19 protein-coding genes are annotated in these 25,532 nt (G+C 72.3%); 15 read left to right on the forward strand and 4 right to left on the reverse strand.

Annotation, left to right across the window (positions count from 1 at the left end):
- Window positions 1–16: 16 nt before the first annotated feature.
- On the reverse strand, window positions 17–1,366 hold the full coding sequence (gabT, locus tag PS271_RS21795; protein WP_398383905.1) for a 4-aminobutyrate--2-oxoglutarate transaminase: 1,350 nt from the start codon (window positions 1,364–1,366) through the stop codon (window positions 17–19).
- A 282-nt stretch (window positions 1,367–1,648) separates the two neighbouring features.
- On the opposite strand from gabT, the gene PS271_RS21800 reads away from it, so the two are divergent.
- The 13 genes from PS271_RS21800 to PS271_RS21860 all read left to right on the forward strand — a co-directional run bounded on the left by PS271_RS21800 (window position 1,649) and on the right by PS271_RS21860 (window position 21,156).
- The gene (locus PS271_RS21800) at window positions 1,649–3,901 is read left to right on the forward strand and encodes an ATP-binding protein (protein WP_398383907.1); all 2,253 of its coding nucleotides are present in this window, start codon (window positions 1,649–1,651) and stop codon (window positions 3,899–3,901) included.
- Between the two features lie 99 nt (window positions 3,902–4,000).
- Entirely contained in the window at window positions 4,001–5,656 is a 1,656-nt protein-coding gene (locus PS271_RS21805; RefSeq protein WP_398383908.1) for a PucR family transcriptional regulator, read from the forward strand.
- Between the two features lie 356 nt (window positions 5,657–6,012).
- Window positions 6,013–7,458 carry an aldehyde dehydrogenase family protein gene (locus tag PS271_RS21810; RefSeq protein ID WP_398383909.1) on the forward strand — a complete coding sequence of 482 codons (1,446 nt, stop codon included), beginning with the start codon at window positions 6,013–6,015 and terminating at the stop codon, window positions 7,456–7,458.
- Window positions 7,459–7,664: 206 nt separating this feature from the next.
- Entirely contained in the window at window positions 7,665–8,624 is a 960-nt protein-coding gene (locus tag PS271_RS21815; RefSeq protein ID WP_398383911.1) for an NADP-dependent oxidoreductase, read from the forward strand.
- Window positions 8,625–9,095: 471 nt separating this feature from the next.
- Window positions 9,096–10,358, forward strand: coding sequence for a sensor histidine kinase (locus PS271_RS21820; protein ID WP_398383913.1), 1,263 nt, complete (start codon window positions 9,096–9,098; stop codon window positions 10,356–10,358).
- Window positions 10,324–11,049 (forward strand): response regulator, encoded by a 726-nt coding sequence (locus PS271_RS21825; protein WP_398383914.1) that lies wholly within the window; start codon window positions 10,324–10,326, stop codon window positions 11,047–11,049. The genes PS271_RS21820 and PS271_RS21825 overlap by 35 nt, the downstream gene beginning before the upstream one ends.
- Before the next feature lie 306 nt (window positions 11,050–11,355).
- Complete coding sequence (locus PS271_RS21830; RefSeq protein ID WP_398383915.1) at window positions 11,356–13,290, forward strand: acyl-CoA dehydrogenase family protein; 1,935 nt, start codon at window positions 11,356–11,358, stop codon at window positions 13,288–13,290.
- Window positions 13,291–13,641: 351 nt separating this feature from the next.
- On the forward strand, window positions 13,642–14,919 hold the full coding sequence (gene dxr / locus PS271_RS21835; RefSeq protein ID WP_120754033.1) for a 1-deoxy-D-xylulose-5-phosphate reductoisomerase: 1,278 nt from the start codon (window positions 13,642–13,644) through the stop codon (window positions 14,917–14,919).
- On the forward strand, window positions 14,916–16,217 hold the full coding sequence (locus PS271_RS21840) for a M50 family metallopeptidase (RefSeq protein WP_398383917.1): 1,302 nt from the start codon (window positions 14,916–14,918) through the stop codon (window positions 16,215–16,217). Before dxr ends, PS271_RS21840 begins: the two co-directional genes overlap by 4 nt.
- Before the next feature lie 186 nt (window positions 16,218–16,403).
- Complete coding sequence (gene ispG, locus PS271_RS21845) at window positions 16,404–17,561, forward strand: flavodoxin-dependent (E)-4-hydroxy-3-methylbut-2-enyl-diphosphate synthase (RefSeq protein WP_194960363.1); 1,158 nt, start codon at window positions 16,404–16,406, stop codon at window positions 17,559–17,561.
- Window positions 17,562–17,823: 262 nt separating this feature from the next.
- A complete protein-coding gene (locus PS271_RS21850; RefSeq protein WP_398383919.1) occupies window positions 17,824–18,669 on the forward strand; it encodes a GNAT family N-acetyltransferase in 846 nt (281 codons plus the stop codon).
- Window positions 18,670–18,714: 45 nt separating this feature from the next.
- Window positions 18,715–19,248: a GNAT family N-acetyltransferase gene (locus PS271_RS21855; RefSeq protein WP_398383921.1), complete on the forward strand. Its 534-nt coding sequence runs from the start codon at window positions 18,715–18,717 to the stop codon at window positions 19,246–19,248.
- Window positions 19,249–19,458: 210 nt separating this feature from the next.
- Window positions 19,459–21,156: a proline--tRNA ligase gene (locus PS271_RS21860; RefSeq protein ID WP_398383923.1), complete on the forward strand. Its 1,698-nt coding sequence runs from the start codon at window positions 19,459–19,461 to the stop codon at window positions 21,154–21,156.
- A gap of 387 nt (window positions 21,157–21,543) precedes the next feature.
- Here the strand turns inward: PS271_RS21860 and PS271_RS21865 are convergent, their stop codons facing one another.
- From PS271_RS21865 to PS271_RS21875, 3 genes are read right to left on the reverse strand one after another with little or no spacing between them, the layout of a single operon-like run.
- Window positions 21,544–22,473 (reverse strand): aminoglycoside phosphotransferase family protein, encoded by a 930-nt coding sequence (locus PS271_RS21865; protein WP_398383924.1) that lies wholly within the window; start codon window positions 22,471–22,473, stop codon window positions 21,544–21,546.
- Between the two features lie 29 nt (window positions 22,474–22,502).
- Entirely contained in the window at window positions 22,503–23,000 is a 498-nt protein-coding gene (locus tag PS271_RS21870) for a ferritin-like domain-containing protein (protein ID WP_398383926.1), read from the reverse strand.
- The gene (locus tag PS271_RS21875; protein WP_398383928.1) at window positions 22,997–23,746 is read right to left on the reverse strand and encodes a hypothetical protein; all 750 of its coding nucleotides are present in this window, start codon (window positions 23,744–23,746) and stop codon (window positions 22,997–22,999) included. Before PS271_RS21875 ends, PS271_RS21870 begins: the two co-directional genes overlap by 4 nt.
- Window positions 23,747–23,915: 169 nt before the next feature.
- Here PS271_RS21875 and rimP point away from each other — a divergent pair, with 169 nt between their 5' ends.
- Both rimP and nusA read left to right on the forward strand, forming a co-directional pair.
- Window positions 23,916–24,461 (forward strand): ribosome maturation factor RimP, encoded by a 546-nt coding sequence (rimP, locus tag PS271_RS21880; RefSeq protein ID WP_398383930.1) that lies wholly within the window; start codon window positions 23,916–23,918, stop codon window positions 24,459–24,461.
- A gap of 2 nt (window positions 24,462–24,463) precedes the next feature.
- Window positions 24,464–25,465: a transcription termination factor NusA gene (nusA, locus tag PS271_RS21885; protein ID WP_120759658.1), complete on the forward strand. Its 1,002-nt coding sequence runs from the start codon at window positions 24,464–24,466 to the stop codon at window positions 25,463–25,465.
- Window positions 25,466–25,532 lie beyond the last annotated feature (67 nt).

The following is a 25,532-nucleotide window of genomic DNA, read 5'->3' on the forward strand; positions in this document are numbered from 1 at the left end:
TGTCCCCTACCCGCGGCTACAGGCGGGCGAAGGCGCCCTCAATGATGTCCAGGCCCTCGTTGAGCAGGTCCTCGCCGATGACCAGCGGCGGCAGGAAGCGCAGCACGTTGCCGTACGTACCGCAGGTGAGCACGATCAGGCCCTCCGCGTGGCAGGCCTTGGCGAGGGCGCCGGCGGCCTCCGGGTTGGGGTCCTTCGTGCCCGACTTCACCAGCTCGATCGCGATCATCGCACCGCGTCCGCGGATGTCGCCGATGATGTCGAACTTCTCCTGCATGGCGGAGAGGCGGCCCTTCATGACCTCCTCGATGCGCTTGGCCTTCGCGTTGAGGTCCAGCTCGCGCATGGTCTCGATCGAGCCGAGCGCCGCAGCGCAGGCCACCGGGTTACCGCCGTACGTGCCGCCCAGGCCGCCCGCGTGCGCCGCGTCCATGATCTCCGCGCGGCCGGTCACGGCGGCGAGCGGCAGACCGCCCGCGATGCCCTTGGCCGTGGTGATCAGGTCCGGGACGATGCCCTCGTCCTCGCACGCGAACCACTGCCCCGTGCGGCAGAAGCCGGACTGGATCTCGTCCGCGACGAAGACGATGCCGTTGTCCTTCGCGAACTGCGCGATGCGCGGCAGGAAGCCCTTGGCGGGCTCGATGAAGCCGCCCTCGCCCAGCACCGGCTCGATGATGATCGCGGCGATGTTCTCGGCGCCGACCTGCTTGGCCATGGCGTCGATGGCCTGGGCCGCGGCCTCCTCGGCGCAGTTCTCCGGGCCGGTGGGCCAGCGGTAGCCGTAGGCCACCGGCACGCGGTAGACCTCGGGGGCGAACGGACCGAAGCCGTGCTTGTACGGCATGTTCTTGGCAGTGAGCGCCATCGTCAGGTTCGTGCGGCCGTGGTAGCCGTGGTCGAAGACGACGACGGCCTGGCGCTTGGTGTACGCGCGGGCGATCTTCACCGCGTTCTCGACGGCCTCGGCGCCCGAGTTGAACAGCGCGGACTTCTTGGCGTGGTCACCCGGCGTCAGCTCGGCGAGCTGCTCGCAGACCTCCACGTAGCCCTCGTACGGCGTCACCATGAAGCAGGTGTGGGTGAAGTCGGCGAGCTGCGCGGTCGCACGGCGCACCACGGCCTCGGCGGAGCTGCCGACCGAGGTCACGGCGATGCCGGAGCCGAAGTCGATCAGGGAGTTGCCGTCCACGTCCTCGAGCACACCGCCGCCGGCGCGCTTGGTGAACACCGGCAGCGTCAGACCGACGCCGCCCGCGACGGCCGCGTTCTTCCGGGCCAGCAGCTCCTGCGACTTCGGGCCGGGGATCGAGGTGACGATTCGGCGCTCCTGCGGGAGGGCCGGGCCTCCGGTCAGTTCAGTCATGAGGTGCTCCAGGGGGAGAGAACGGGCTTCGGACAGGCTTTTAGTCGCAGGCTAGGGGCGGCGGCGGGTGTCGGGCATGCTCCGTTCGGGAGAAGTGGCCGCGCCGCGTTGTCCGCACCGGATATGGCGGGGCGCACCGGGCCCGCCCGCACGTTCCCCGGGTGATCACGAGGATGGCATGGCACGGAGCGCTGAACTCGTCACGCCAGGCCACTAGATTGAGCTGCGGCGCGCACTCACACGACAAGCATGAAGCCGGCCGGCGGGGGGCGAGGGGCAGCGATGGAGCACGAGGGCACGTACGACGCACCGGGTGCACGAGGCGGCCCGCCTGGGGCGGCGGAGGCGTCTGCCCGGGCGGCCGGAGCCCCGCCCCGCCCGCAGCAGTACACGGGCGTGCCGGCGGCGCCGCCCATGCCTCATGCCGCGCCGCCCATGCCGCACAGGGCACCTCCCCCCATGCCCGTGGAGGCCCCGCCCCGGCCCCGTGCCGTGCCCCAGCAGCCCGGGAGGCCGCCTGAGGCGGCCTCGAACGACCGGTCCGCGTTCCTCACCTGGCTCCGCGCGCCGCGCGTCTCCGCCGGTCCCGGCATCTGGGCGTACGGCTACCGCCCCAAGCCGCCGGAAGAGCCGGACCGCATCCCCGGGCGGCAGCTCCTCAGCGGGGCGGTCATCGCCCTCCTGTGCGGCTGGCTGCTCGGTTCACTGCTCTGGAACGGCTACCTAGGCACGTACTGGCTCTGGCCCCTGACCGTCCTGACCCCCGACTCCTGGCACCAGGGCATGGCGGCGGTGTGGACCATCTACATCTACTACGCCATCTGCCTCGGCGCGCTCATCTACGTCTTCGGCCGCCTGGGGCGCTGGCCCCAGGTCTGGCGGCGGTACGCCGCCCCGCTGCTCGCGCGGCTGTGGGACGACGGAGGCGTCATCCCTGCCGCCGTAGGCGGCCCCCGCCAGGACCCCGCCGACTGGCCGCAGCTCCGCGCCGCCGACGCGCATGAGGCCGCCGACCGGCTCGCCGCAGAGGCCCGCGCGGGGCTGATGAACGACGTCGACCACTCCCGCATCGAGCGCGCCTGGCAGTCCGTACGTGTGCAGCCCGGACGGCTCGCCGCCTTCACCGAAACCGTTCTGCGGCACGGAGCGGCTGCCTGCGCGCACCCGTCCGGTGCGCGCGACCTGCCCGTACGCGCCGCCCGCCACGACCTCGTCACCCGGCAGGTGCGCATCGGCGCTGCCCTGGACGACGAACGCAATCCCTACGTGCACCGCGGCGCCGGCTACGCGCTCGATCCCGGCCTGCTGGGCACTTCCCTGCTCGCCGTCGGCCCCCCCGGCAGCGGCAAGACCGACCGTCTGGTCCGCCCCGTGCTGGAGTCGCAGTGCCTGCAAGCCCTCGCCGGCCGGGCGGCCGTCGTCGCGGTCGGCGCGGCAGGGGCGGGGCTGGCGCCAGATGAGGCGTTCGACGTCGTGGTGCGGATCGGCCGGCAGGACTCCGCATACGACCTGGACCTGTACGGAGGCACCGACGACTCCGACGAGGCCGCCGCCGTCCTCGCCGAAGGGCTCGTGGGCGACCTCACCGCCACGCTGCCGGGCGAGGGCGGGCGCCGGGCCGCAACGGCCCTGGCCCAGATCCTCGGCCCCTACCGCGCCGCCCACGGCCGTTTCCCGTCCGTCCCCGAACTGCGGGAGCTCCTGGACGGCTCGCCCTCCGCGGTAAGCGCTCTGCGCGCGGCCCTTGTGGACGCGGGGCATGAGGCCCTCGTCCGCGAGGTCGACGCGCGGGAACGGCAGGCCCACCGCCCCGGCGACGCCGGCCCCATGCTCGCCGACCGCCTCGCGCTCCTCGACCGCCCCGCCTTCGCCCGCTTCTTCGACACCACCGACCCCTCCCGCACCTTTTCCCTACGCGCCCTGGAGCACCCCCTGCGCGTCCGGATCGACCTGCCTGAGCGCGGGCACGCCGAGGCGTCGCGGATGCTGGCCCGGCTCGTCCTCGCCCAGTTCACGGAGTGCGCGGTCGCCCGGGGCGACCGTTCCCTCTTCGCCTGCCTCGTGCTCGACGACGCCACCCACGCCGTCACCGCCGAGGCGGTGCGGGGCCTGGCGCGGCTCCGTTCCGCCAACGCCGGGGCGCTGCTCACCCTCCGTACGCTCGACGACGTACCCGAGTCCCTGCGCAGTGCGCTGCTGGGCGCCGTCGGCTGCCGCATGGCCTTCTCCGGGATCACCACGTGGGACGGGGCGCGCTTCGCGGAGGTGTGGGGCAAGGAGTGGGTGGAGACCCGTGACGTCACCGACCGCCAGGTCATCGCCCACGAGCCGCTGACCCGGGTCACCCATGTGGTGCGCAGGCTGGTCACGGGGCGCGCCGTAACGGCCCAGTCCGTGACGGTGCGCAAGGTGGAGCGGGAACGCTGGTCCGCCTCCGAACTGGCGCACGGGGTACCCGCGGGGCACGCCGTACTGTCCGTGACCTCCGTACGGGGCAGCAGCGCGCCTCCGGTGCTGATCGATCTGCAGCGGTGAAGCGACTTGTGTTCCCCGCGATTGCTCCACTGAGGCAGAATCGGTGGCAGTAGTTCATACGCGGCGGCACTGTTGTCGCAACACCCCTCCGAAGGTGCCATGCCCCCCACGCTCGCTTCACTCGTCCACCACTCCGCGCTGAAACTCACCGTGCTCGCGGGGGAGGGCCGGCTGGACAGGCCGGTCCGCTGGGCGCACGTCAGCGAGCTGGCCGATCCGGTGCCATGGATGGACGGCGGCGAACTGCTCCTGATCACCGCATTGAAGATCGATGCGGAGGATCCGGAGGCCATGCGGCAGTACGTCCGCCGCCTCGTGCGCGCCGGCGTCGTGGGCCTGGGCTTCGCGGTCGGCGTCAACTACGAGACGGTGCCCCAGGCCCTGGTCGACGCCGCTGCTGCTGAGGGCCTGCCCCTGCTGGAGGTGCCCCGTCGTACGCCCTTCATCGCCATCACCAAGGCCGTGTCCGCAGCCCTCGCCGCCGACCAGTACCGGGCGGTGACCGCCGGGTTCGAGGCTCAACGCGAACTCACCCGGGCCGCCCTCGCGCCGGACGGCCCGGCCGCCCTCGTCGCCAGGCTGGCGGCGCACCTCGACGGCTGGGCGGCGCTGTACGACGCCTCAGGCGGCGTCGTCGCGGCGGCGCCCGAGTGGGCCGCGCGCCGTGCCGCGCGCCTCGGAGCGGACGTCGAGCGGCTGCGCGAGCGCCCCGCGCCGGCGACCGCCGTCCTGGGCACGGACCCTGCCGAGGAGGGAGCCGACCGCGTCGAACTCCAGTCACTCGGCTCCGGGCGGCGCGCACGCGGAGTGCTGGCCGTCGGGACGGGCGCGCCCCTGGGCACCGCCGAACGCTATGCCGTGCATTCCGCCATCGCCCTGCTCACCCTCACCACCGAGCGCTCCAGGGCTCTGCGGGAGGCGGAACAGCGGCTGGGCGCGGCGCTGCTGCGCATGCTGCTGGCCGGCGAACCTGATCATGCGCGGGCCGTGGCCGGTGACCTGTACGGCAGCCTGCTGGACGCGCCGTTCCGGGTGATCGTCGCCGAGGCGGCGGAGGCACCCGCCGACGTCGACGCTGCGGCGCCCGAGGAGGATGCCGAGGCCTCGGTGGACCCGCTCGCCGTGCTCGCGGACACCCTGGAGACCGCGGCGGGCCGGGTGGCGGAGCCCCTGCTGGTCGTCCCGGACGGTGGACGGCTCATCGTCCTTGCGCCCGACGGCGGAGCGGTGGCGGCCGCATGCGGGGAGCACGCCCGCGCCATAGAGACCAGGCGCGGGACGAAGACCCGCCCGCGGGACCGCAGCACCGCGGCACCCGCCTGCGACCTCGTCATCGGCCTGTCCGCCCCTGCGGGACCCATCGCCTCGGCGGCGGCTTTCCGCCAGGCGGAGCAGGCGTTGTCCGTCGCGCGCCGCCGCGGCAGGGTCCTCGTCGAACACGAGGAAGTAGCCGCCGGCTCCGTCCTGCCGCTCCTCGCGGACGACGCCGTACGCGCCTTTGCAGACGGCATGCTGCGGGCCCTGCACGAGCACGACGCCACAGGCCGCGGTGACCTCGTAGCCTCCCTGCGGGCCTGGCTCTCCCGACACGGCCAGTGGGACGCGGCCGCGGCGGACCTCGGCGTGCACCGTCACACCCTCCGCTACCGCATGCGCAGGGTGGAGGAGATCCTCGGACGCTCGCTCGACGACCCGGACGTCCGCATGGAGCTGTGGCTGGCTTTGAAGGCGACCACGGCCTCGGGCCAGGAGTGACTGCCTCAGGCCAGGAGCGACTACGGCCCCAGGCCAGGCGCGGCGGCAGCCTCAAGCCGAGTAGCCGGGGCCTCAGGCCACGGGGCGGCGCCGACGGCCTCAGGCGGCGAGCGCAACCGCCCCATGCCCTGGCCCCGTGCGAGCCATGCCCCCGGACCGAAGACGACGGCAGGCAGCCGTAGACCCGGCAAGAGAGGCTCCGGGGCAGGAGCAGGGGAGGTCCTGACGCGCCCTGCCACCCCGCCATTGCGGTGCTCCTTCCCGCAGTACTGCTCCACCACGGACAATCGGCGCCCGGCCACCCCGCACCTACGGTGGGGGAGCAATATCCACACCACTTGGGAAGGGCCGGGATTGTGACTGCTCCCCACGCGTTCTGGCTGGCCGGCCGCGAGGCCACCGGCGAGGAGACCTTTGATGTCACGAACTCCTGGGACGGCCGTCTCGTCGGCACCGTGAGCGTGCCCACCGAGGCACAGGTCGAGGAGGCCGTTGCCGCCGCGCACGCTGTACGAGAGGAGTTCGCGGCGACGCCCGCCCACGTGCGGACCGCCGCCCTCGACCACGTCGCGAAGCGGCTCACCGAGCGCACCGAGGAGATCGCCCAGCTCATCTCCGCCGAGAACGGCAAGCCCATCAAGTGGGCCCGCGGCGAGGTCGGCCGCGCCGTCTCCGTCTTCCGCTGGGCCGCCGAGGAGGCGCGCCGCTTCAACGCGGGCGACGCGCAGCGCCTGGACACCGACGCGGGCGGCACCGGCCGTCTGGCGCTGACGCGCCGCTTCCCGCGCGGCACCGTGCTGGGCATCGCGCCGTTCAACTTCCCGCTGAACCTGAGCGCCCACAAGGTCGCCCCGGCCATCGCCGTCGGTGCGCCGATCATCCTCAAGCCCGCCCCGGCGACCCCGATCTCCTCCCTCGTGCTGGGCGAGATCCTGGCCGAGACGGACCTGCCGGCGGGCTCCTGGAGCGTGCTGCCGGTTCCGAACGACCGCATGCCCGCCCTCGTCCAGGACGAGCGGCTGCCGGTCATCTCCTTCACCGGCTCGGGCCCGGTGGGCTGGTCGATCCTCGACTCGGCCCCGCGCAAGCACGTCACCCTTGAGCTGGGCGGCAACGGCGCGGCGGTCGTCCTAGCCGACTGGTCCTCCGAGGAGGACCTCGACTGGGCCGCGCAGCGCATCGCGACGTTCTCCAACTACCAGGGCGGCCAGTCCTGCATCTCGGTGCAGCGGGTCATCGCGGACGCCTCGTTGTACGAGCGCCTCGTGCCCAAGGTCGTCGCCGCCGTCGAGGCCCAGGTCACGGGTGACCCCTCGGACTCCGCCACGGACGTCGGCCCGCTGGTCAGTGAGGACGCGGCCAAGCGGGTGGAGTCCTGGGTGAATGAGGCTGTGGAAAACGGCGCCACTCTCCTCGCGGGCGGCAAGCGGGACGGCGCCACCTACGCCCCGACCGTGCTCACGGACGTGCCGGCGGACGTGACCATCGCCTGCGAAGAGGTCTTCGGCCCGGTTCTGACGATCACCAAGGCCGAGGGCGAGGAGGCCGCCTTCGCCGCGGTCAACGACTCTCCGTACGGCCTCCAGGCCGGCGTCTTCACGCACGACCTGCAGACAGCGTTCCGGGCGCACCGCGCGCTGGAGACCGGCGGCGTCATCATCGGCGACGTTCCGTCGTACCGCGCCGACCAGATGCCCTACGGAGGCGCCAAGCAGTCCGGCGTGGGGCGCGAGGGCGTCCGCTACGCGATGGACGACTACACCTACGAGCGGGTGCTCGTCCTGACGGGCCTGGCGCTCTAGCAGGAGTCCGCCTCAGGCGGCAGAGCCTCACCGGACGGCCGGGGCGCGCATGGAGCGCGCTCCGGCCGTCGGCGTTCCGGCCCGCGGCCCCACACCCCTGGCCCGATCTTTGCGAACCATGACAGTCAGGCCACTCGTTGCCGTCCATGATCTCCGCGAGCCTTGGGGACGACGAACCGAACGGCACGACTCCAAGGAGCGCCACCATGACCGCCATCCCCGCCCGCATGCACGCCATCCGCCAGGAGACCGCCGGCGGCCCCGAGGTGCTGCAGCTGGTCGAGACCGACCGCCCCGTGCCGGGCCCCACCGAGATCCTGGTGCGCGTACGGGCCGCAGGCGTCAACCCGGTCGACTGGAAGACGCGGGCACGTGGCCGCTACTACACGGGCGACATCCCGCCCTTCGGCCTCGGCTTCGACGTCTCGGGTGTGGTCGAGGCGGTCGGTGACGGCGTGACGCTTTACGCCCCGGGTGACGAGGTCTACGGGATGCCACGCTTCCCGCGCCCCGCGGGCGCCTACGCCGAGTACGTCACCGCACCCGCCCGGCACTTCGCTCCCAAGCCCCAGGGCCTCGACCACGTACAGGCCGCAGCCCTGCCTCTCGCGGCCCTCACCGCATGGCAGGCCCTCGTCGACACCGCCCGGGTCGCGGAGGGCCGGCGTGTCCTCATCCACGCGGCGGCGGGCGGCGTCGGCCATCTGGCCGTGCAGATCGCCAAGGCCCGGGGCGCGTACGTCATCGGCACGGCCAGCACCGGCAAGCACGACTTCCTGCGCGCTCTCGGCGCCGACGAACTCATCGACTACCGCGAGCAGGACTTCGCCGAGGAACTGGAGAACCTCGACGTCGTCGTGGAGTCCATCAGCGGTGACTACCCGGCCCGCTCCCTGCGCACCCTGCGCCCCGGCGGCACCCTCGTTTCGCTCCTCCCCTTGGAGGAGCCGGTCCTGGCCGAGGCCCGCGAACGCGGTATCCGCGCCGTGCGCATGATGGTCGAGCCGGACCTCGCGGGCCTCCAGGGCATCAGCGAGCTCGTCGAGTCCGGGCGGCTCCGCACGGAGATCGCCGCAGTCCTGCCCCTCACCGAGGCAGCCAAGGCGCACGAGCTGGGGGAGACGGGGCACACTTCCGGGAAGATCGTGCTGACCGTCGGCGACTGACCGCCTCATGCCAGCCGGCGCTCCCGCCTCGTGCGGCGGTCGCCGCGGCCTCATGCGAGCGGCCTCATGCGCCCTGCATGACGCGCCGGGCGGCCCCATGAGGCCCCCCGCCCCATGCCGGGCTCCGCCCGCCCCACGCCGCGGCATGAGGCGCCAGCGCCGTGCCTCCGCCTCATGCCGGTGCCCTGCTGCCTCGTCCACGCACAGTGCGCCCCGCAGCCCCGTTCTGGAGCACGGAGCGCACTGCGTTCCCCCGTGGTTCCCCCCGTCCCGCCGGCCCGCCCCCGTGACTGCTACCGGGCCGGCCTCACCGACGGTACGGAGCGCCTGCGCGGCGGTCGTCCCGTAACGGGTGGAATTCCGCCCTCAACCCGCGCAGCAGACGCCCGGCGGTCTCCAACCATCGCGGTAGACCGGACAGCCTCCGCCTGACCGATGCCGAGCCGCCCCCACGCTGGCTACGCTGCGGCGATGCGGACCGTTCGGGCGCTGCGAGGGCACGTTGAGGGCCGGCCGAGGGCGGCGCTGGACGTGCCGCTGGCGGCGGGCTTCACCGTCGTGGCGCTGCTGCTCGCCCGCGAACGCCCGCCGGAAGGCTGGTACTGGGACCGGCCCGATGCCCTCGGCTACACGCTGATCTGCCTCATCAACCTCCTCCTTGCCGCCCGCCGCAGTGCCCCGCTGATGGTCTTCGCCGGTGCCGCAGCGTTATGGCTCTGGTACATCGCCGCGGGGTTCTGGCCGGTCGTCAACAGCGGGGCCCTGATGCTGGCCCTCTACACGGTCGCCTCCATGCGCCGTACGGCTCATGCCGCGGCCTGCGGAGCTGTTTTCGCCGCCGTGTGGGTCGCGGGGGCTCTGCTCGCAGGCAGCAACGCCCCCACGACAGCCGTCGCCCAGGCCCTCGTCGTGCCGTTCATCCTCTGGAAGTTCGGCGACAACGCCCGCAAGCTGGGCGCCCGCAACCGCACCCTGTCCGAGCTGACCGACCAGCTGCGGCGCGAGCGCGAGGAGAACGCCCGCCGGGCCGTCGCCGAGGAACGCGTCCGCATCGCCCGCGAACTGCACGACGTGGTCGCCCACCACATGTCGGTGATCTCCGTCCAGGCAGGGCTCGCCCACTACGTCTTCACCGCCGATCCCGGCACTGCCCACGGCGCACTCGGCAGCATCTCGGCCGCCAGTGGCGAAGCACTGGAGGAACTCCGCCGGCTCCTGTCCGTGCTGCGCGTCGGCCCGGAGGGAGTCGGGGAGAGCACCGGCGAGGACGGCCCCTACCAGCCGACGCCCGGCCTGGACCGGCTGGAGGACATGGTCGAGCGCGTACGGGCGGCAAGCGTGGAAGTGGAGCTGTGTATCGAGGGGGAGCGGCGCCCACTCGCCCAGGGGCCGGACCTGTGCGCGTACCGCGTCGTCCAGGAGGCGCTGACGAATGTCATCAAACACGCCCGCCCCGCGCGGGCCACGGTCCACGTCGCATTCCTGCCGCACCAGCTGTCCGTCCGGGTCACCGACGACGGGCGGGGAAGCGTTCCGGCCATCCCCGTACCGTCGGGTGGACACGGGTTGATCGGTATGCGGGAGCGCGCCAGGATCTACGGGGGGACCCTGGCCGCAGGACCGCGGGACGAGGGCGGGTTCGAAGTCCGGCTCACCCTTCCCCTGCAACCGGCGGTGCGCGGGAAAGGGACGGCGGGGGATGACGGGGAAGGCCGGCGGGACGACGGGGCATGAGGCGGGTGGCACGGAGGCCATACGCGTCCTCGTCGTGGACGACCAGATCCTCATCCGCGCAGGCGTCGCCGCGCTGCTGCGCGCCGCGCCCGGCATGGAGGTCGTCGCCGAGGCGTCCGGCGGTGAGGAGGCCGTGGCGCTCGCCGCCGAGCACCGGCCCGACGTGATCCTCATGGACATCCGGATGCCCGACCTCAGCGGCATCACCGCTACGGAACGGATCCTGCACGACGCGCCGTCCCCCGCACCCCGCGTCCTGGTGCTCACCACCTTCGACCTCGACGAGTACGTGTACGCGGCATTGCGTGCGGGCGCGGCCGGCTTCCTGCTCAAGGACGCGGGCCCGCAGCGGCTCCTGGCCGCCGTCACGGCGGTCGCTGGGGGCGACACGCTCTTCGCCCCCAGCGTCACCCGCCGCCTCGTCGAGGCTTTCACCCGGCGGCCGGAAGCGGGTGTCTCCGCCCCGCCCGGCACCGCCCTCGACGCGCTCACCGGACGCGAGCTCGAGGTGCTGCGGCTCACCGCACGAGGCCTGTCCAACGCGGAGATCGCCGCCGAACTCGTGATCAGCGAGGCGACCGTCAAGACCCACCTCAACCGCGCTATGGCCAAGCTCGGGCTGTGCAGCCGCGCCCAGGCGGTTGTGGTCGCCTACGAGAACGGCCTCGTCGTCCCCGGCACGGGACACTGAGCGACGCCGGGCCCCGCGCCCGGGCCCCGGCCACCAGACCGCCCCGGGGCCCCACGCGCCCCTACGCCGCCTCACCCCTCCGCTGCTGTCCATGCGGCCTCATGCTCCCGCGGTCCTGCGTGCGGAGCCCCGCCTCATGCTCCGCCTCATGCCCCGCCCCATGCCGACCGGTCCCATGCTCCGGCCGCCCCCGACCGGATCGTTGCGCGAGGTCTGGTAGACGCTGGGAGGATCGGGTACATACGGTCCAGTAGTACCGGTCGGTAGCCGACCGGGACGGCCCCGACTGAAGCGGCGAGGTGCCTCATGACCGCACCATCCGTACGACAGGTCTCCGAGCGCGAAGCACGCCAGGTCGCCGAAGCGGCCCGGGAGCAGGACTGGAAGAAGCCCAGTTTCGCCAAGGAACTCTTCCTCGGCCGGTTCCGCCTCGATCTGATCCATCCGCACCCGACGCCCGCCCTGGAGGACGTACGGCGCGGTGAGGAGTTCCTCGCGAAGCTCCGCGACTTCTGCGAGACCCGCGTCGACCCCGCCCGCATCGAGCGGGAGGCGAGGATCCCGGACGAGACGGTGAACGGGCTCAAGGAGCTCGGCGCGCTCGGCATGAAGATCGACACCAAGTACGGGGGCCTGGGGCTCACGTCGGTCTACTACAACAAGGCCCTCGCCGTCGTCGGCTCCGTCAGCCCCGCCGTCGGCGCGCTGCTCTCCGCCCACCAGTCCATCGGCGTCCCCCAGCCGCTCAAGCTCTTCGGCACCCAGCAGCAGAAGGAGACCTTCCTGCCACGCTGTGCCCGCACCGACATCTCGGCGTTCCTGCTCACCGAGCCCGACGTCGGCTCCGATCCCGCGCGCCTCGCCACCTCCGCGGTCCCCGACGGCGACGACTACGTTCTCGACGGGGTCAAGCTCTGGACGACCAACGGCGTCGTCGCCGACCTGCTGGTCGTCATGGCGCGGGTGCCCAGGAGCGAAGGCCACAAGGGCGGCATCACGGCCTTTGTGGTGGAGGCCACGGCCGAGGGCGTCACCGTCGAGAACCGCAACGCCTTCATGGGCCTGCGCGGCCTCGAGAACGGCGTCACGCGCTTCCACCAGGTGCGCGTCCCCGCCGCCAACCGCATCGGCCCCGAGGGCTCCGGACTCAAGATCGCCCTGACGACGCTCAACACCGGGCGGCTGTCCATCCCCGCCATGTGCGTCGCCGGCGGCAAGTGGGCGCTGAAGATCGCCCGCGAGTGGTCCACCGCACGCGAGCAGTGGGGCAAGCCCATCGCCCGGCATGAGGCGGTCGGCTCGAAGATCGCCTTCATCGCGGCGACGACCTTCGCCCTGGAGGCCGTCCTCGACCTGTCGGGCCAGATGGCCGACGAGGACCGCAATGACATCCGTATCGAGGCCGCACTCGCCAAGCTGTACTCCAGCGAGATGGCCTGGCTGATGACCGACGAGCTCGTGCAGATCCGCGGCGGACGCGGCTACGAGAGCGCCGCCTCCCTCGCCGCACGGGGCGAGCGCGCGGTGCCCGCCGAGCAGATGCTGCGCGACGCCCGCATCAACCGCATCTTCGAGGGCTCCACGGAGATCATGCACCTGCTGATCGCCCGTGAGGCCGTGGACGCCCACCTCTCCGTCGCGGGCGACCTCATCGACCCCGAGAAGTCCCTGGGCGACAAGGCCCGCGCAGGCGCCCGCGCAGGCGGCTTCTACGCCCGCTGGCTGCCGAAGCTGGTCACCGGCCCCGGGCAGCTCCCGCGCACGTACGCGGAGTTCCACCCTGCGGGCCACCGCGACCTCGCCACCCACCTGCGCTACGTGGAGCGCTCCTCGCGCAAACTCGCGCGCTCCACCTTCTACGCCATGTCGCGCTGGCAGGGCCGTATGGAGACCAAGCAGGGCTTCTTGGGCCGCATCGTCGACATCGGAGCTGAGCTCTTCGCGATGAGTGCAGCATGCGTCCGCGCGGAGCGGTTGCGCGCCGAGGGCGAGCACGGGGCGGAGGCGTACGAGCTCGCCGACGCCTTCTGCCGGCAGGCCAGGATCCGCACCGAGGAGCTCTTCGGGCGGCTGTGGACCAACACCGACGAACTCGACCGCAAGGTCGTCTCCGGCGTGATGTCCGGTGCGTATGAGTGGCTCGAGGCCGGCATCCTCGACCCCAGTGGCGACGGTCCGTGGATCGCGGACGCCACCCCGGGCCCCGCCAAGACGGACAACGTCCACCGCCCCATCCGCTGACCCCGGCCGCCTCATGCGGGCGTTTTCGCGCCCCATGGGGCGCCGCTCCGCCTCATACGCGGCGCCTCGCGTGCCTCAGGCGGGCTGCTCCGCCGCCTCATGCCGGCGCGCACCGCCCTCATGCGGAGGGATGTACCGCCTCATGCGGGCCCGCACTGCCCACATACGGAGCGAGGGGGGCGTACCGCCTCAGGCAGAGGTTTGCCCCCCCATGCAGACGGCCGTACCGCCTCATACGTGTGCCGCGCCGCCCCATGCAGGCGCGCCCCCGCTTCATGGGGATGTCACCCACGGAGGGCGGACGGGGGCTCCCTGTCCGTCTTCCGTGCGGAAGAGGCAACAATGGAGCCCATGACGGACTCCCTCGCTGACCCGCATCTGCGCTACTCCGCCCCCACCGCCGCGGGCGGACAGCGCGAGATCGTGATCCTCGGTTCGACCGGCTCGATCGGTACCCAGGCCATCGACCTCGTGCTCCGCAACCCCGACCGCTTCCGGGTGACCGGGCTGTCGGCCGCCGGCGGCCGCGTGGGGCTCCTCGCCGAGCAGGCGCGGCAGCTGAAGGTGCGCACCGTCGCCGTCGCCCGTACCGACACCGTGCCTGCCCTGCGTGAGGCGCTGGCCGCGCAGTACGGGGCGGAGCCGCAGCCCGAGATCCTCGCCGGCCCCGAGGCGGCCGCCGAGCTGGCGCGCAGCGAGTGCCACACCGTCCTGAACGGCATCACCGGTTCGATCGGCCTGGCGCCGACCCTGGCAGCCCTGGAGGCCGGCCGTACGCTCGCGCTGGCCAACAAGGAGTCGCTCATCGTGGGCGGCCCCCTGGTCAAGGCGCTCGCCAAGCCGGGACAGATCATCCCGGTGGACTCCGAGCACGCCGCGCTCTTCCAGGCGCTGCTGGGCGGCACGCGCGCCGAGGTCCGCAAGCTGGTCGTCACGGCCTCAGGCGGGCCCTTCAGGGGCCGTACGAAGGCCGAGCTGGCCTCCGTGACCCCCCAGGACGCGCTCGCCCACCCCACTTGGTCCATGGGGCCGGTGATCACGATCAACTCCGCCACTCTCGTCAACAAGGGCCTCGAGGTCATCGAGGCCCACCTGCTGTACGACATCCCCTTCGAACGCATCGAGGTCGTCGTCCACCCGCAGTCCTACGTCCACTCGATGGTGGAGTTCGTCGACGGCTCCACGCTGGCCCAGGCGACACCGCCCGACATGCGCGGCCCCATCGCCATCGGCCTCGGCTGGCCGGAGCGGATTCCGGACGCGGCCCCCGCCTTCGACTGGTCCACGGCTTCCACCTGGGAGTTCTTCCCCCTCGACGACGAGGCCTTCCCGTCCGTCGGGCTCGCCCGGCACGTCGGCGGGCTGGGCGGCACGGCGCCCGCCGTGTTCAACGCCGCCAACGAGGAGTGCGTTGACGCCTTCCTCGCCGGCGGGCTGCCGTTCAACGGGATTGTCGATACGGTCGCGGAGGTGGTGGCGGAACACGGCACGCCCACCACGGGAACCCGTCTCACCGTCGCGGACGTCTTGGAAGCGGAGGCCTGGGCACGCGCCCGGGCCCGCGAACTGGCAGCGCGGACGGCCCCGGCGTCCCGTACCGCAAAGGCGACCTCGGAGGCCCGCGCATGACGACACTGATGACGGTCCTCGGGATAGTCGTCTTCGTGGTGGGCCTGCTCATCTCGATCGCCTGGCACGAGCTCGGCCACCTGTCGACCGCGAAGCTCTTCGGCATCCGCGTGCCGCAGTACATGGTCGGCTTCGGGCCGACGATCTTCTCGCGGAAGAAGGGCGAGACCGAGTACGGCATCAAGGCCGTCCCGCTCGGTGGCTACATCCGCATGATCGGCATGTTCCCGCCCGGCGCGGACGGGCGGATCTCCGCCCGCTCCACCTCGCCGTGGCGCGGCATGATCGAGGACGCCCGTTCGGCCGCCTTCGAGGAGCTCCAGCCCGGCGACGAGAGCCGGCTGTTCTACACGCGCAAGCCGTGGAAGCGCGTCATCGTGATGTTCGCCGGCCCGTTCATGAACCTCATCCTGGCCGTCGCGGTCTTCCTCGGCGTGATGATGTCCTTCGGGATCAGCACGCAGACGACGACCGTCTCGACCGTCTCGGAGTGCGTCGTCGCCGCCAGTGCCCCCACCGACAAGTGCGGCAAGGGCAACCCGGACTCCCCGGCCAAGGCCGCCGGCCTCAAGCCGCGCGACAAGATCGTGGCCTTCAACGGCCACCGTACGGGCGACTGGGCCACCCTCCAGAAGGAGATCCGCAGGACCACCGGCCCGGCCACCGTCACCGTCGAGCGGGACGGCGTCCGCAAGACCCTGAGTGCGAACCTGATCTCCAACCAGGTCCAGAAGTACGACAGCAAGGGCGCGCCCATCAAGGGGCAGTACGTGACGGCCGGGTTCCTCGGCTTCGCGCCCGCCACGGGCGTGGTGCCGCAGAGCTTCGGCCAGTCCGTCGACCGTATGGGCGACATGGTGCAGTCCGGCGTCGAGTCGCTGATCGCCCTCCCCGGCAAGATCCCCGACCTGTGGAACGCCGCCTTCGACGGCGGCGAGCGCAAGGCCGACTCCCCGATGGGCGTCGTCGGGGCGGCGCGGGTCGGCGGTGAGGTGTTCAACCTCGACATCCCGCCGTCGCAGCAGATCGCAACAATGCTGTTCCTGGTCGCCGGCTTCAACCTCTCGTTGTTCCTGTTCAACATGCTGCCCCTCCTGCCGCTGGACGGCGGGCACATCGCCGGGGCGCTGTGGGAGTCCGTGCGGCGCGCCTTCGCCAAGGTGTTCCGCCGCCCCGACCCGGGGCCGTTCGACGTCGCGAAGCTGATGCCGGTCGCCTACGTGGTGGCGGGAATCTTCATCTGCTTCACTCTTCTCGTCCTCATCGCGGACGTGGTGAACCCGGTGCGGCTCACCTAGCGCGACACGTCCGTGAGAGTGAGGACAAACGCCCGTTTGTGGCGACCGGCCGGATTTTGTGGCCGGTCGCCCGCGTTTGAGGGGCCTCCGCGGTGGGATGTGCTTCCAACGGACCGGGTGCCGTAATCTCGAAGCGGAGCCCGCCGATCTCGGGACCTTGATTCACACCTTGGGGTTGCTCGCCACATGACTGCGATTTCGCTTGGAATGCCTTCCGTTCCGATCAAGCTCGCCGACCGCAGGGTCAGCCGCAAGATCCAGGTCGGCTCCGTGGCCGTCGGAGGCGACGCGCCCGTCTCGGTGCAGTCGATGACCACCACCAGGACGTCGGACATCGGTGCCACGCTCCAGCAGATCGCCGAGCTCACCGCCTCCGGCTGCCAGATCGTGCGCGTGGCCTGCCCCACGCAGGACGACGCGGACGCGCTGCCGGTGATCGCGAAGAAGTCGCAGATCCCGGTGATCGCGGACATCCACTTCCAGCCGAAGTACGTCTTCGCCGCCATCGACGCCGGCTGCGCCGCCGTCCGGGTCAACCCGGGCAACATCAAGCAGTTCGATGACAAGGTGAAGGAGATCGCGAAGGCGGCCTCCGATGCGGGCACGCCGATCCGGATCGGTGTGAACGCGGGCTCGCTGGACCGGCGCCTGTTGCAGAAGTACGGGAAGGCGACGCCTGAGGCGCTGGTGGAGTCGGCGCTGTGGGAGGCGTCGCTCTTCGAGGAGCACGGCTTCCGGGACATCAAGATCTCCGTGAAGCACAACGACCCCGTCGTGATGGTCAACGCCTACCGTCAGCTGGCGGCGCAGTGTGACTATCCGCTGCACCTGGGTGTGACGGAGGCCGGTCCGGCGTTCCAGGGCACGATCAAGTCCGCGGTGGCGTTCGGTGCGCTGCTGTCGGAAGGCATCGGTGACACGATCCGTGTGTCGCTGTCGGCGCCGCCGGCGGAGGAGATCAAGGTCGGTATGCAGATCCTGGAGTCCCTGGGGCTGCGGCAGCGCCGGCTGGAGATCGTCTCGTGCCCGTCGTGCGGCCGGGCGCAGGTGGATGTGTACAAGCTCGCCGATCAGGTCAGTGCCGGCCTGGAGGGCATGGAGGTGCCGCTGCGCGTCGCGGTGATGGGCTGTGTGGTGAACGGTCCGGGCGAGGCGCGTGAGGCCGACCTGGGCGTCGCCTCCGGCAACGGCAAGGGCCAGATCTTCGTCAAGGGCGAGGTCATCAAGACCGTGCCGGAGTCGAAGATCGTGGAGACCCTCATCGAGGAAGCCATGAAGATCGCCGAGCAGATGGAGAAGGACGGCGTCGCGTCCGGCGAGCCCAAGATCAGCATCGCCGGCTGACCACTCCTCCCGCGGCCCCGTGCCCTGCTGCTTGAGCCGCCTCATGCGGCCCTGCATGAGGCGCCTGACGCACCCCTGCGCGAGCGGCCTCATGCGGCGCGCATGAGGCACTGCCCCGCCTCCGTCCCGTACGGAGGGCGGGGCACCGCTGTTTCCCGCCCCGTGCGGGCCGCGAGGGGGGTGCGTCCGGGGGCCTGGAGGTACAGTTCCAAGACCTGTTTCCCATGGCCTCGGGCCCCGTGACGGTGAGGCAAATCCACACGTGCTGACGACGACCACCACCAAGGTCCTGGAGCCCGGCGACATCGAGGCCGCCCTCGCCGTCCTCGGCCGCGACCCCGTCGCCAACGCCTTCGTCGCCGCCCGAGTCCAGGTCGCGGGCCTCGACCCCTGGCGGCTCGGCGGCGAGATGTGGGGCTGGTACGCCGACGGGCGCCTCGAATCCCTCTGCTACGCCGGCGCCAACCTCGTCCCCATCTGCGCGGGCCCCGAGGCCGTCCGGGCCTTCGCCGACCGCGCGCGCCGCGCGGGGCGCCGCTGCTCGTCCATCGTGGGCCCCGCGGAGGCCACCGCCGCACTCTGGTCGCTCCTCGAGCCCCATTGGGGCCCCGCGCGGGAGGTCCGCGCCCATCAGCCCCTCATGGTCACCCGCTCCATGCCCGCCGACATCGAGCCCGACCCCCTCGTCCGCCGCATCCGCAAGGACGAGATGGAAGTGATCATGCCGGCCTGCGTGGCCATGTTCACCGAAGAGGTCGGCGTCTCCCCGCTCGCCGGCGACGGGGGCCTCCTCTACCAGGCCCGCGTCGCCGAGCTCGTGGGCTCCGGCCGCTCCTTCGCCCGCATCGAGGACGGCCGCGTCGTCTTCAAGGCGGAGATCGGCGCCGCAACGCCCCAGGCCTGCCAGATCCAGGGCGTCTGGGTCGCCCCCGAGCACCGCGGCCGCGGCCTGTCCGTCACCGGCATGGCGGCCGTCCTGCGCTACGCCCTCACCGAGGTGTCGCCGGTCGTCAGCCTCTACGTGAACGACTACAACGCCGCGGCACGGGCCTCCTACCGCCGTGTGGGCTTCGAGGAGACCGGCGCGTTCATGAGCGTGCTGTTCTGAGCCGCCCGGCCCCGTGCGCGGGGTACGGGCGGGTAGCCTCCCCGCATGGATGACATCGTGGTCGGGCCGCTCGACCTCGCCGCGCGGGTCGACGACGCCCTGGCCGTGCAGGCACTGGCCTTCGGGCTCACCGAGGAAGAGATCGCCGTACGGCGCCACATCGTGCTGCGCCACCTTGCCTCCCGCGGCTCCCGCGCCCTCGGCGCGACGACCGGCAGCGGGCGGCTCGTCGGCTTCGTCTACGGCATGCCGAACGATCGCGGCCACTGGTGGTCAGGCGTCGTCGAACCGTATCTGCGCGCCACCGGCGCCGACGGCTGGCTCGACGACTCCTTCGTCATCACCGAGCTGCACGTCCACCCCGACTTCCAGAAACGGGGCATCGGGCGATCCCTCATCACCACGATCACCGACAGCGCCGCGGAGCCCCGCTCGATCCTCTCGGCCATCGACACCGAATCCCCTGCCCGCGCCCTCTACCGCAAGCTCGGGTACCGCGACCTGGCGCGCCCCGTGCACTTCCCGAGCGCGCCCAGTCCGTACGTGGTGATGGGGGCGCCGCTGCCGCTCCTGGCGTGACGGGGCAGGCGGAAGCAGGAGGGCGCCACTGCTCCGGTCGTAGGGGTGCTCTACGGCCCGGCGGGCGCGCCTCATGCGGTTCTGTTGGGGTGTCCGACGACCGCGCATGAGGCGGCCGTGGCCGCCGTCACCGAGAACTCGTTTCAGGGGCGCCCTCGGCTCCCGCTAGGCTCCTGGCAATTCCCTACGCCCTGCCAGGAGAGACCGACCATGGCCCATGTCCAGCGCATGTCCACGACGCTGCTGAAGACGCTGCGCGACGACCCTGCCGACGCGGAGACCGCCAGCCACAAGCTGCTGGTCCGCGCCGGCTACGTCCGCCGCACGTCCGCCGGTGTCTGGACCTGGCTGCCGCTCGGCAAGAAGGTGCTGGACAACGTCTCGCGCGTGGTGCGTGAGGAGATGGACGCCATCGGGGGCCAGGAGGTCCTGCTGCCGGCGCTGCTGCCCAAGGAGCCGTACGAGGCGAGCGGGCGCTGGGAGGAGTACGGCGACCTCCTCTTCCGTCTCAAGGACCGCAAGGGTGCCGAATACCTGCTGGGCCCCACGCACGAAGAGATCTTCACCCTCACCGTGAAGGACCAGTGCACGTCCTACAAGGACCTGCCCGTGATCCTCTACCAGGTCCAGACGAAGTACCGGGACGAGGCGCGCCCCCGCTCCGGCGTGCTGCGCGGGCGCGAGTTCCAGATGAAGGACTCCTACTCGTTCGACACCACCGACGAAGGCCTCGCCGAGTCCTACCGCCTGCACCGCCAGGCGTACACCCGCATCTTCGAGCGCCTCGGCCTCGACTACCGCGTCGTCTCGGCCGTCTCCGGCGCCATGGGCGGCTCGGCGTCCGAGGAGTTCCTGGCGCCCGCCGCAGCGGGTGAGGACACCTTCGTGGACTGTCCCCAGTGCGACTACGCCGCCAACACCGAAGCGGTGACCGTCAGGGTGAGCCCCGCGGACCCCGCCGGCCACGGCCTGGTCGAGGAGCTCGACACCCCGGACACGCCGACCATCGAGACGCTCGCGGCCCACCTCGGCGTACCGGCGTCCGCGACCCTGAAGAACCTCCTCGTCAAGGTCGACGGCGAGATCACCGCCGTCGGCGTGCCCGGCGACCGCGAGGTCGACCTCGGCAAGCTAGGGGAGCACCTGGCGCCCGCCGTCGTCGAACTGGTCACGGCCGAGGACTTCGTGGGCCGGCCCGACCTCGTACGGGGCTACGTCGGCCCGCAGGGCCTGGGGCTGCGCTACATCGCCGACCCGCGCGTGGCGCCCGGCACCGCGTGGATCACCGGCGCCAACAAGGCCGGCAAGCACGCCCGCAATGTGGTGTGCGGACGGGACTTCGAGGTCGACCAGTACCTCGACGTCGTCGTGGTCGAGCCGGGCGACCCCTGCCCCGAGTGCGGTGCGGGCCTGGAGATCGGGCGGGCGATCGAGATCGGCCACATCTTCCAGCTGGGCCGCAAGTACGCCGACGCGTTCGGCCTGGACGTCCTCGGGCAGAACGGCAAGCCGGTCCGCGTCACCATGGGCTCGTACGGCATCGGCGTCTCGCGCGCCGTGGCGGCCCTCGCGGAGCAGACGCACGACGAGGCCGGCCTGTGCTGGCCCCGCGAGGTCGCGCCTGCCGACGTCCACATCGTCGCGGCGGGCAAGGCCGTGCAGACCGAACTCGCCCTGGAGCTCGCGGACAAGCTGGGCTCGGCGGGCGTCCGGGTCCTCGTCGACGACCGCAACGGCGTCTCCCCGGGCGTGAAGTTCACCGACGCCGAGCTGATCGGCGTCCCGACCATCCTGGTGGTCGGCCGTGGCGCGCCCCAGGGCGTCGTCGAGCTGAAGGACCGCCGCACCGGCACCCGCGAGGAACTGCCGGTCGCCGAGGCGATCGAGCGCCTCAGCGCACTGCGCTGACGTTCCGTCGGAGACGGTCGGGGCCTCGTGCCCCGGCCGCATGGGGCGGGCCGGCGGGAGCCGCATGGGGCCGCAACCGGGCGGCGGGAGCGCTGCTGCCACCGCCCGCATGAGGCGCCCGCCCTATGAGGCGCTTCTCCCCGCATGAGGCGAGGCGCTTCTTCCCGCATGAGGCGAGGTGCTTCTCTTCGCGTGGGGCCCGTATGTGCCGCATGGGGCGGGGAGCATGGGCATGAGGCCCAGAGTGTGGGGCGCGGGCCATGAGATGAGGCGTGGCGCATGGGGCGGCGCATGAGGCGGGGATGAGGCCGGAGCGCCTCACCCGGCCGCCGCCTCATGCCGCCCCATGCCGCGCATCCCGCCCCATGCCCCGCGCCCCATGCGCCGTCAGAGCAGTCCCGCGAACTCCAGTAGGAGTTCGCCCCGGGCGCGGGCGCCGCCGGCGAGTTCCCTGACGCCTGCTTCGGCCGCGCGGAAGAGGGTCCAGCTCCGCAGCCGGTCGTTGTCGACGTCCAAGGCGTCGGCCAGCTTTGCCACACGCCGGCGGGCGATCGCCGCGGCGCCGGGGGAGGCCATCAGGGTGTCGACCCGGTCCAGGGCGAGCCATGCCAGGTCGTAAGCGCGCTCGCCCACCAGTGGCCTGGGGCCCACGGCCAGCCACGGAGCTCGGTCGCCCGCCAGCACCTTGCCCTGCTGGTAGTCGCCGTGCAGCAGGGACGGCGCCTCGCCGGAGTCGGCCGTCAGCGCGTCCCGCAGTTCCAGGGCTTCGTCGACGAGGGCCCGCACGTCGGCGGCCCACGGTTCCTCGGACCGCTTCCGCAGGGCGTCCGCCAGCCGTGCCGTGTGGTCGGCCACCGTCGTGAAGGGGTGATCCTCCGTGGGTCGCACCCACAGCCGCTGCAGCGTTGCGGTCGCCTCCAGGACCGCCTTCTGCTCCGCAAGGGACCGCAGGCTCACGCCGGGCCGCAGCCGCTCCAGGAGGAGCGCGCCCGCCTCAGGCTCGGCGCGCAGCACCCGGACTGCCCCCAGGCCGTTCCAGTGCGCGAGCGCCGCCTGCTCCAGTGCGACGCCCCCACCCGGTTTCTCCAGCTTGAGCACGGCGCCCGTGCCGTCCGCCCCGTGCACCAGGACGACGACGCTGCTCCGCCCGCCGGGCTGGTGCACCCGCTCGGGCGTCAGCTCCCACCGCTCCGCGACGTCGCGCACCCGCTCGGGTAGGGACGCGAGCCACTCGCGGGCAGCCTCGTCCGCCGGCTCGGAGCCCAGGGCCCGCACCAGCCGCTCCGGTGGTGCGAAGCGGTCGTCGGCGTTGCTCATCCCTGTGCTGTCCTTTTCGTCCTTGCTGGTCAGGTGCGGTCCGGTGAACCGCTGGGCCGGTCCGGAGCGTTCCGCTCCGTGAGCCCAGGGAAGGCTACGCCGCCGCCGCGCCAGCGCACGGCGCGCACTGCCGCCTCCCGCAGCGCACCGGCGGCCTCGCCCCGTAGGGCATCGCCGGCGGCACCCACGAGATCGGCGTACACGGCCGCGACGCGTGCCTCCAGCTCCGCCGCGAGCCGCACGGCGCCGTCCGCGTCGGTCACGGCGAACGGCAGCGCGTACCCGGCGGCCGCGGCCTCCGGCACGCCGCCCAGATCCCGTACGGTGCGGCTCATCGCGTCCCGCCGCGCACGGTGCGCGTCGTACGCCTCACGCGCCTCCGCCGCCCGCTCCTGCGCGACGCGCGCGCCGACGACCCCGTAGCCGTACACGGCGGCGTGTTCGGCCGCGAGCGCGGCCTGGAGGGCCTGCAACGTCTTCCGGGCGGCAGCGTCCTTCGGTGCACGGGGGCTCGCCGTCTCTGTCATGAGTCGCTCCCCAGCAGGTACGCGTGGGCCGCTCCGGCGGCGGCCACGGAGGCGAGCAGCCGGGCGAGTTCGGGTGAGGCGGAGCCGAGAGCCTTGGTGCGGTTGTCCGCCGTGCGTCGCTCGGCGTCGGCCAGCGCCGCCAGCGCAGCCTTCTCATCGCCCGGCACGCCGTCCGCACGGGGCGACGAAGAACCAGCCGGTGAGGGGGAAGAACCAGCCGACGAGGGATCAGCAGAAGCAGCGCCCGCCTCATGCCCCGCCTCATGCGCAGCCTCGACGCCCGCCTCATGCCCCGCCGAAGCATCTGCCCCACGCCCCGAAGCCTCCGCGCCCGCCTCATGCCCCGAAGCCGCAGCGTCCGCCCCATGCGCAGCCCCCGCGCCCGCCTCACGCCCCGCCTCGCCCGACGCCCCCCGCGGCACGCCCGAAGCCCCCGCCGTCGCGCCGAACGCCTCCGCATGGAGCGCCACCTCACCACGTAGCGGACGCAGCCGCTCCGCGAGCGCCCCATGCACCGCGATCGTGGCGTCGTAACGCGCCAGCAGTTCCATCGAGGCGCGCCCCTCAGCGGCCCGCAGCCGCTCCTCGCCCGAGCGGCCTGAGGCGTCGGAAGACGCCCCCGTGTCGCCTGAGCAACCGGTCAGCAGCCCCCCGCCGGCCGCGCTCAGCAGAGCCGCCGCGCCCCCCGCCAGTACCCTGCGTCGGTGCGGGCCGGCCGGGCCCCGCGTCGTCGTCGTGAACGCCACGTTCCTCTTTCCGCCGGTAGGGTCATGATCACCGCACGTGAGCGTACCGGCGCGCCACCCGATGGCCATGGACGAGGCACCGAATCGTCAGTCGGCTGCCGGAACAGATAGGCTTTGACCTGACACGCGACTTTCCCACAACAGCACACGCGGCCGAGGAGTCACCCGGATGAGCACCACCCAGAGCGAGCGGCTGCGCGAGCTGCTGGCCCCTCTCGTGAGCGCGCGGGAGCTGGATCTGGAAGAGATCGAGGTGACCACGGCGGGCAAGCGGCGTGTGCTGCGCATCGTGGTGGACTCCGATGCGGGCGTCGAGCTGGACGAGTGCGCGGAAGTCAGCCGCGCCGTCTCCGAGAAGCTCGACGAGACGGACGCCATGGGCGGCGCCCCGTACGTTCTGGAAGTCACCTCTCCCGGCGCCGACCGTCCCCTGACCGAGCACCGTCACTACGTGCGTGCCACCGGCCGCCTGATCAAGGCGCAGCTCACCGAGGGCGGCGAGCTCGTGGCCCGCATCGTCGCGGCGGACGACGAGGGGCTGGACCTGGAGGTCCCCGGGGTGAAGGGCCGCAAGCCCACCTCGCGGCGACTGTCCTTCGACGGGATCGCGAAGGCGCGCGTGGAGATCGAGTTCAACCGCAAGGCCGCGGAGAAGACCGCAGACGCGGCGGCGCAGGCCGCTGACGAAACCGACGAGAGCCAAGAGGAGGCGTAGCCGTGGACATCGACATGAGTGCCCTGCGGGGTCTGGTGCGAGAGAAGGAGATCTCTTTCGACCTGCTGGTCGAGGCGATCGAGTCGGCCCTCCTCATCGCCTACCACCGCACCGAGGGAAGCCGCCGCCGCGCCCGCGTGGAACTGGACCGGTCGACCGGTCACGTGACGGTGTGGGCCAAGGAGGACCCGCAGGACCTCGCCGAGGGCGAGGAGCCCCGCGAGTTCGACGACACGCCCTCCGGCTTCGGCCGGATCGCCGCGACCACCGCCAAGCAGGTCATCCTCCAGCGTCTGCGTGACGCCGAGGACGAGATCACTTTCGGTGAGTTCGCGGGCCGTGAGGGCGACGTCGTCGCGGGCATCGTCCAGCAGGGCAAGGACCCGAAGAACGTCCTGGTGGACATCGGCAAGCTGGAGGCCATCCTGCCGGTGCAGGAGCAGGTCCCCGGCGAGGAGTACAAGCACGGCACGCGCCTGCGCACGTACGTCGTACGGGTGGCGAAGGGCGTGCGCGGCCCGTCCGTCACGCTCTCGCGCACCCACCCGAATCTGGTCAAGAAGCTCTTCGCCCTCGAGGTGCCGGAGATCGCCGACGGCTCCGTGGAGATCGCCGCCATCGCCCGCGAGGCCGGCCACCGCACCAAGATCGCGGTCCGCTCCACGCGCTCCGGCCTCAACGCCAAGGGCGCCTGCATCGGCCCCATGGGCGGCCGGGTCCGCAACGTCATGGCGGAGCTGCACGGCGAGAAGATCGACATCGTCGACTGGTCGGACGACCCCGCCGAGCTGGTGGCCCACGCCCTGTCCCCCGCACGGGTGAGCAAGGTCGAGATCGTGGATCTCGCCGCGCGCTCCGCCCGGGTGACGGTGCCCGACTACCAGCTCTCCCTGGCGATCGGCAAGGAAGGGCAGAACGCCCGCCTGGCCGCCCGCCTGACCGGGTGGCGCATCGACATCCGCCCGGACACCGAGCAGCCCGACCGGGAATCCGGCCGAGCCTGATCACGTTCACGACACCGGGGTCCGCATCCGTGCGGGCCCCGGCATCGTGGCCGAAACGCATACGTGC

It is taken from the genome of Streptomyces sp. SCA2-17, assembly GCF_044336695.1.

Excerpts from the sequence above, each read along its gene's own strand:
- gabT (WP_398383905.1), bottom strand. The coding sequence starts at position 1,366 with ATGACTGAACTGACCGGAGGCCCGGCCCTCCCGCAGGAGCGCCGAATC.
- PS271_RS21800 (WP_398383907.1), top strand. The coding sequence starts at position 1,649 with ATGGAGCACGAGGGCACGTACGACGCACCGGGTGCACGAGGCGGCCCG.
- PS271_RS21805 (WP_398383908.1), top strand. The coding sequence starts at position 4,001 with ATGCCCCCCACGCTCGCTTCACTCGTCCACCACTCCGCGCTGAAACTC.
- PS271_RS21815 (WP_398383911.1), top strand. The coding sequence starts at position 7,665 with ATGACCGCCATCCCCGCCCGCATGCACGCCATCCGCCAGGAGACCGCC.
- PS271_RS21820 (WP_398383913.1), top strand. The coding sequence starts at position 9,096 with ATGCGGACCGTTCGGGCGCTGCGAGGGCACGTTGAGGGCCGGCCGAGG.
- PS271_RS21825 (WP_398383914.1), top strand. The coding sequence starts at position 10,324 with ATGACGGGGAAGGCCGGCGGGACGACGGGGCATGAGGCGGGTGGCACG.
- PS271_RS21830 (WP_398383915.1), top strand. The coding sequence starts at position 11,356 with ATGACCGCACCATCCGTACGACAGGTCTCCGAGCGCGAAGCACGCCAG.
- dxr (WP_120754033.1), top strand. The coding sequence starts at position 13,642 with ATGACGGACTCCCTCGCTGACCCGCATCTGCGCTACTCCGCCCCCACC.
- PS271_RS21840 (WP_398383917.1), top strand. The coding sequence starts at position 14,916 with ATGACGACACTGATGACGGTCCTCGGGATAGTCGTCTTCGTGGTGGGC.
- ispG (WP_194960363.1), top strand. The coding sequence starts at position 16,404 with ATGACTGCGATTTCGCTTGGAATGCCTTCCGTTCCGATCAAGCTCGCC.
- PS271_RS21855 (WP_398383921.1), top strand. The coding sequence starts at position 18,715 with ATGGATGACATCGTGGTCGGGCCGCTCGACCTCGCCGCGCGGGTCGAC.
- PS271_RS21860 (WP_398383923.1), top strand. The coding sequence starts at position 19,459 with ATGGCCCATGTCCAGCGCATGTCCACGACGCTGCTGAAGACGCTGCGC.
- PS271_RS21865 (WP_398383924.1), bottom strand. The coding sequence starts at position 22,473 with ATGAGCAACGCCGACGACCGCTTCGCACCACCGGAGCGGCTGGTGCGG.
- PS271_RS21870 (WP_398383926.1), bottom strand. The coding sequence starts at position 23,000 with ATGACAGAGACGGCGAGCCCCCGTGCACCGAAGGACGCTGCCGCCCGG.
- rimP (WP_398383930.1), top strand. The coding sequence starts at position 23,916 with ATGAGCACCACCCAGAGCGAGCGGCTGCGCGAGCTGCTGGCCCCTCTC.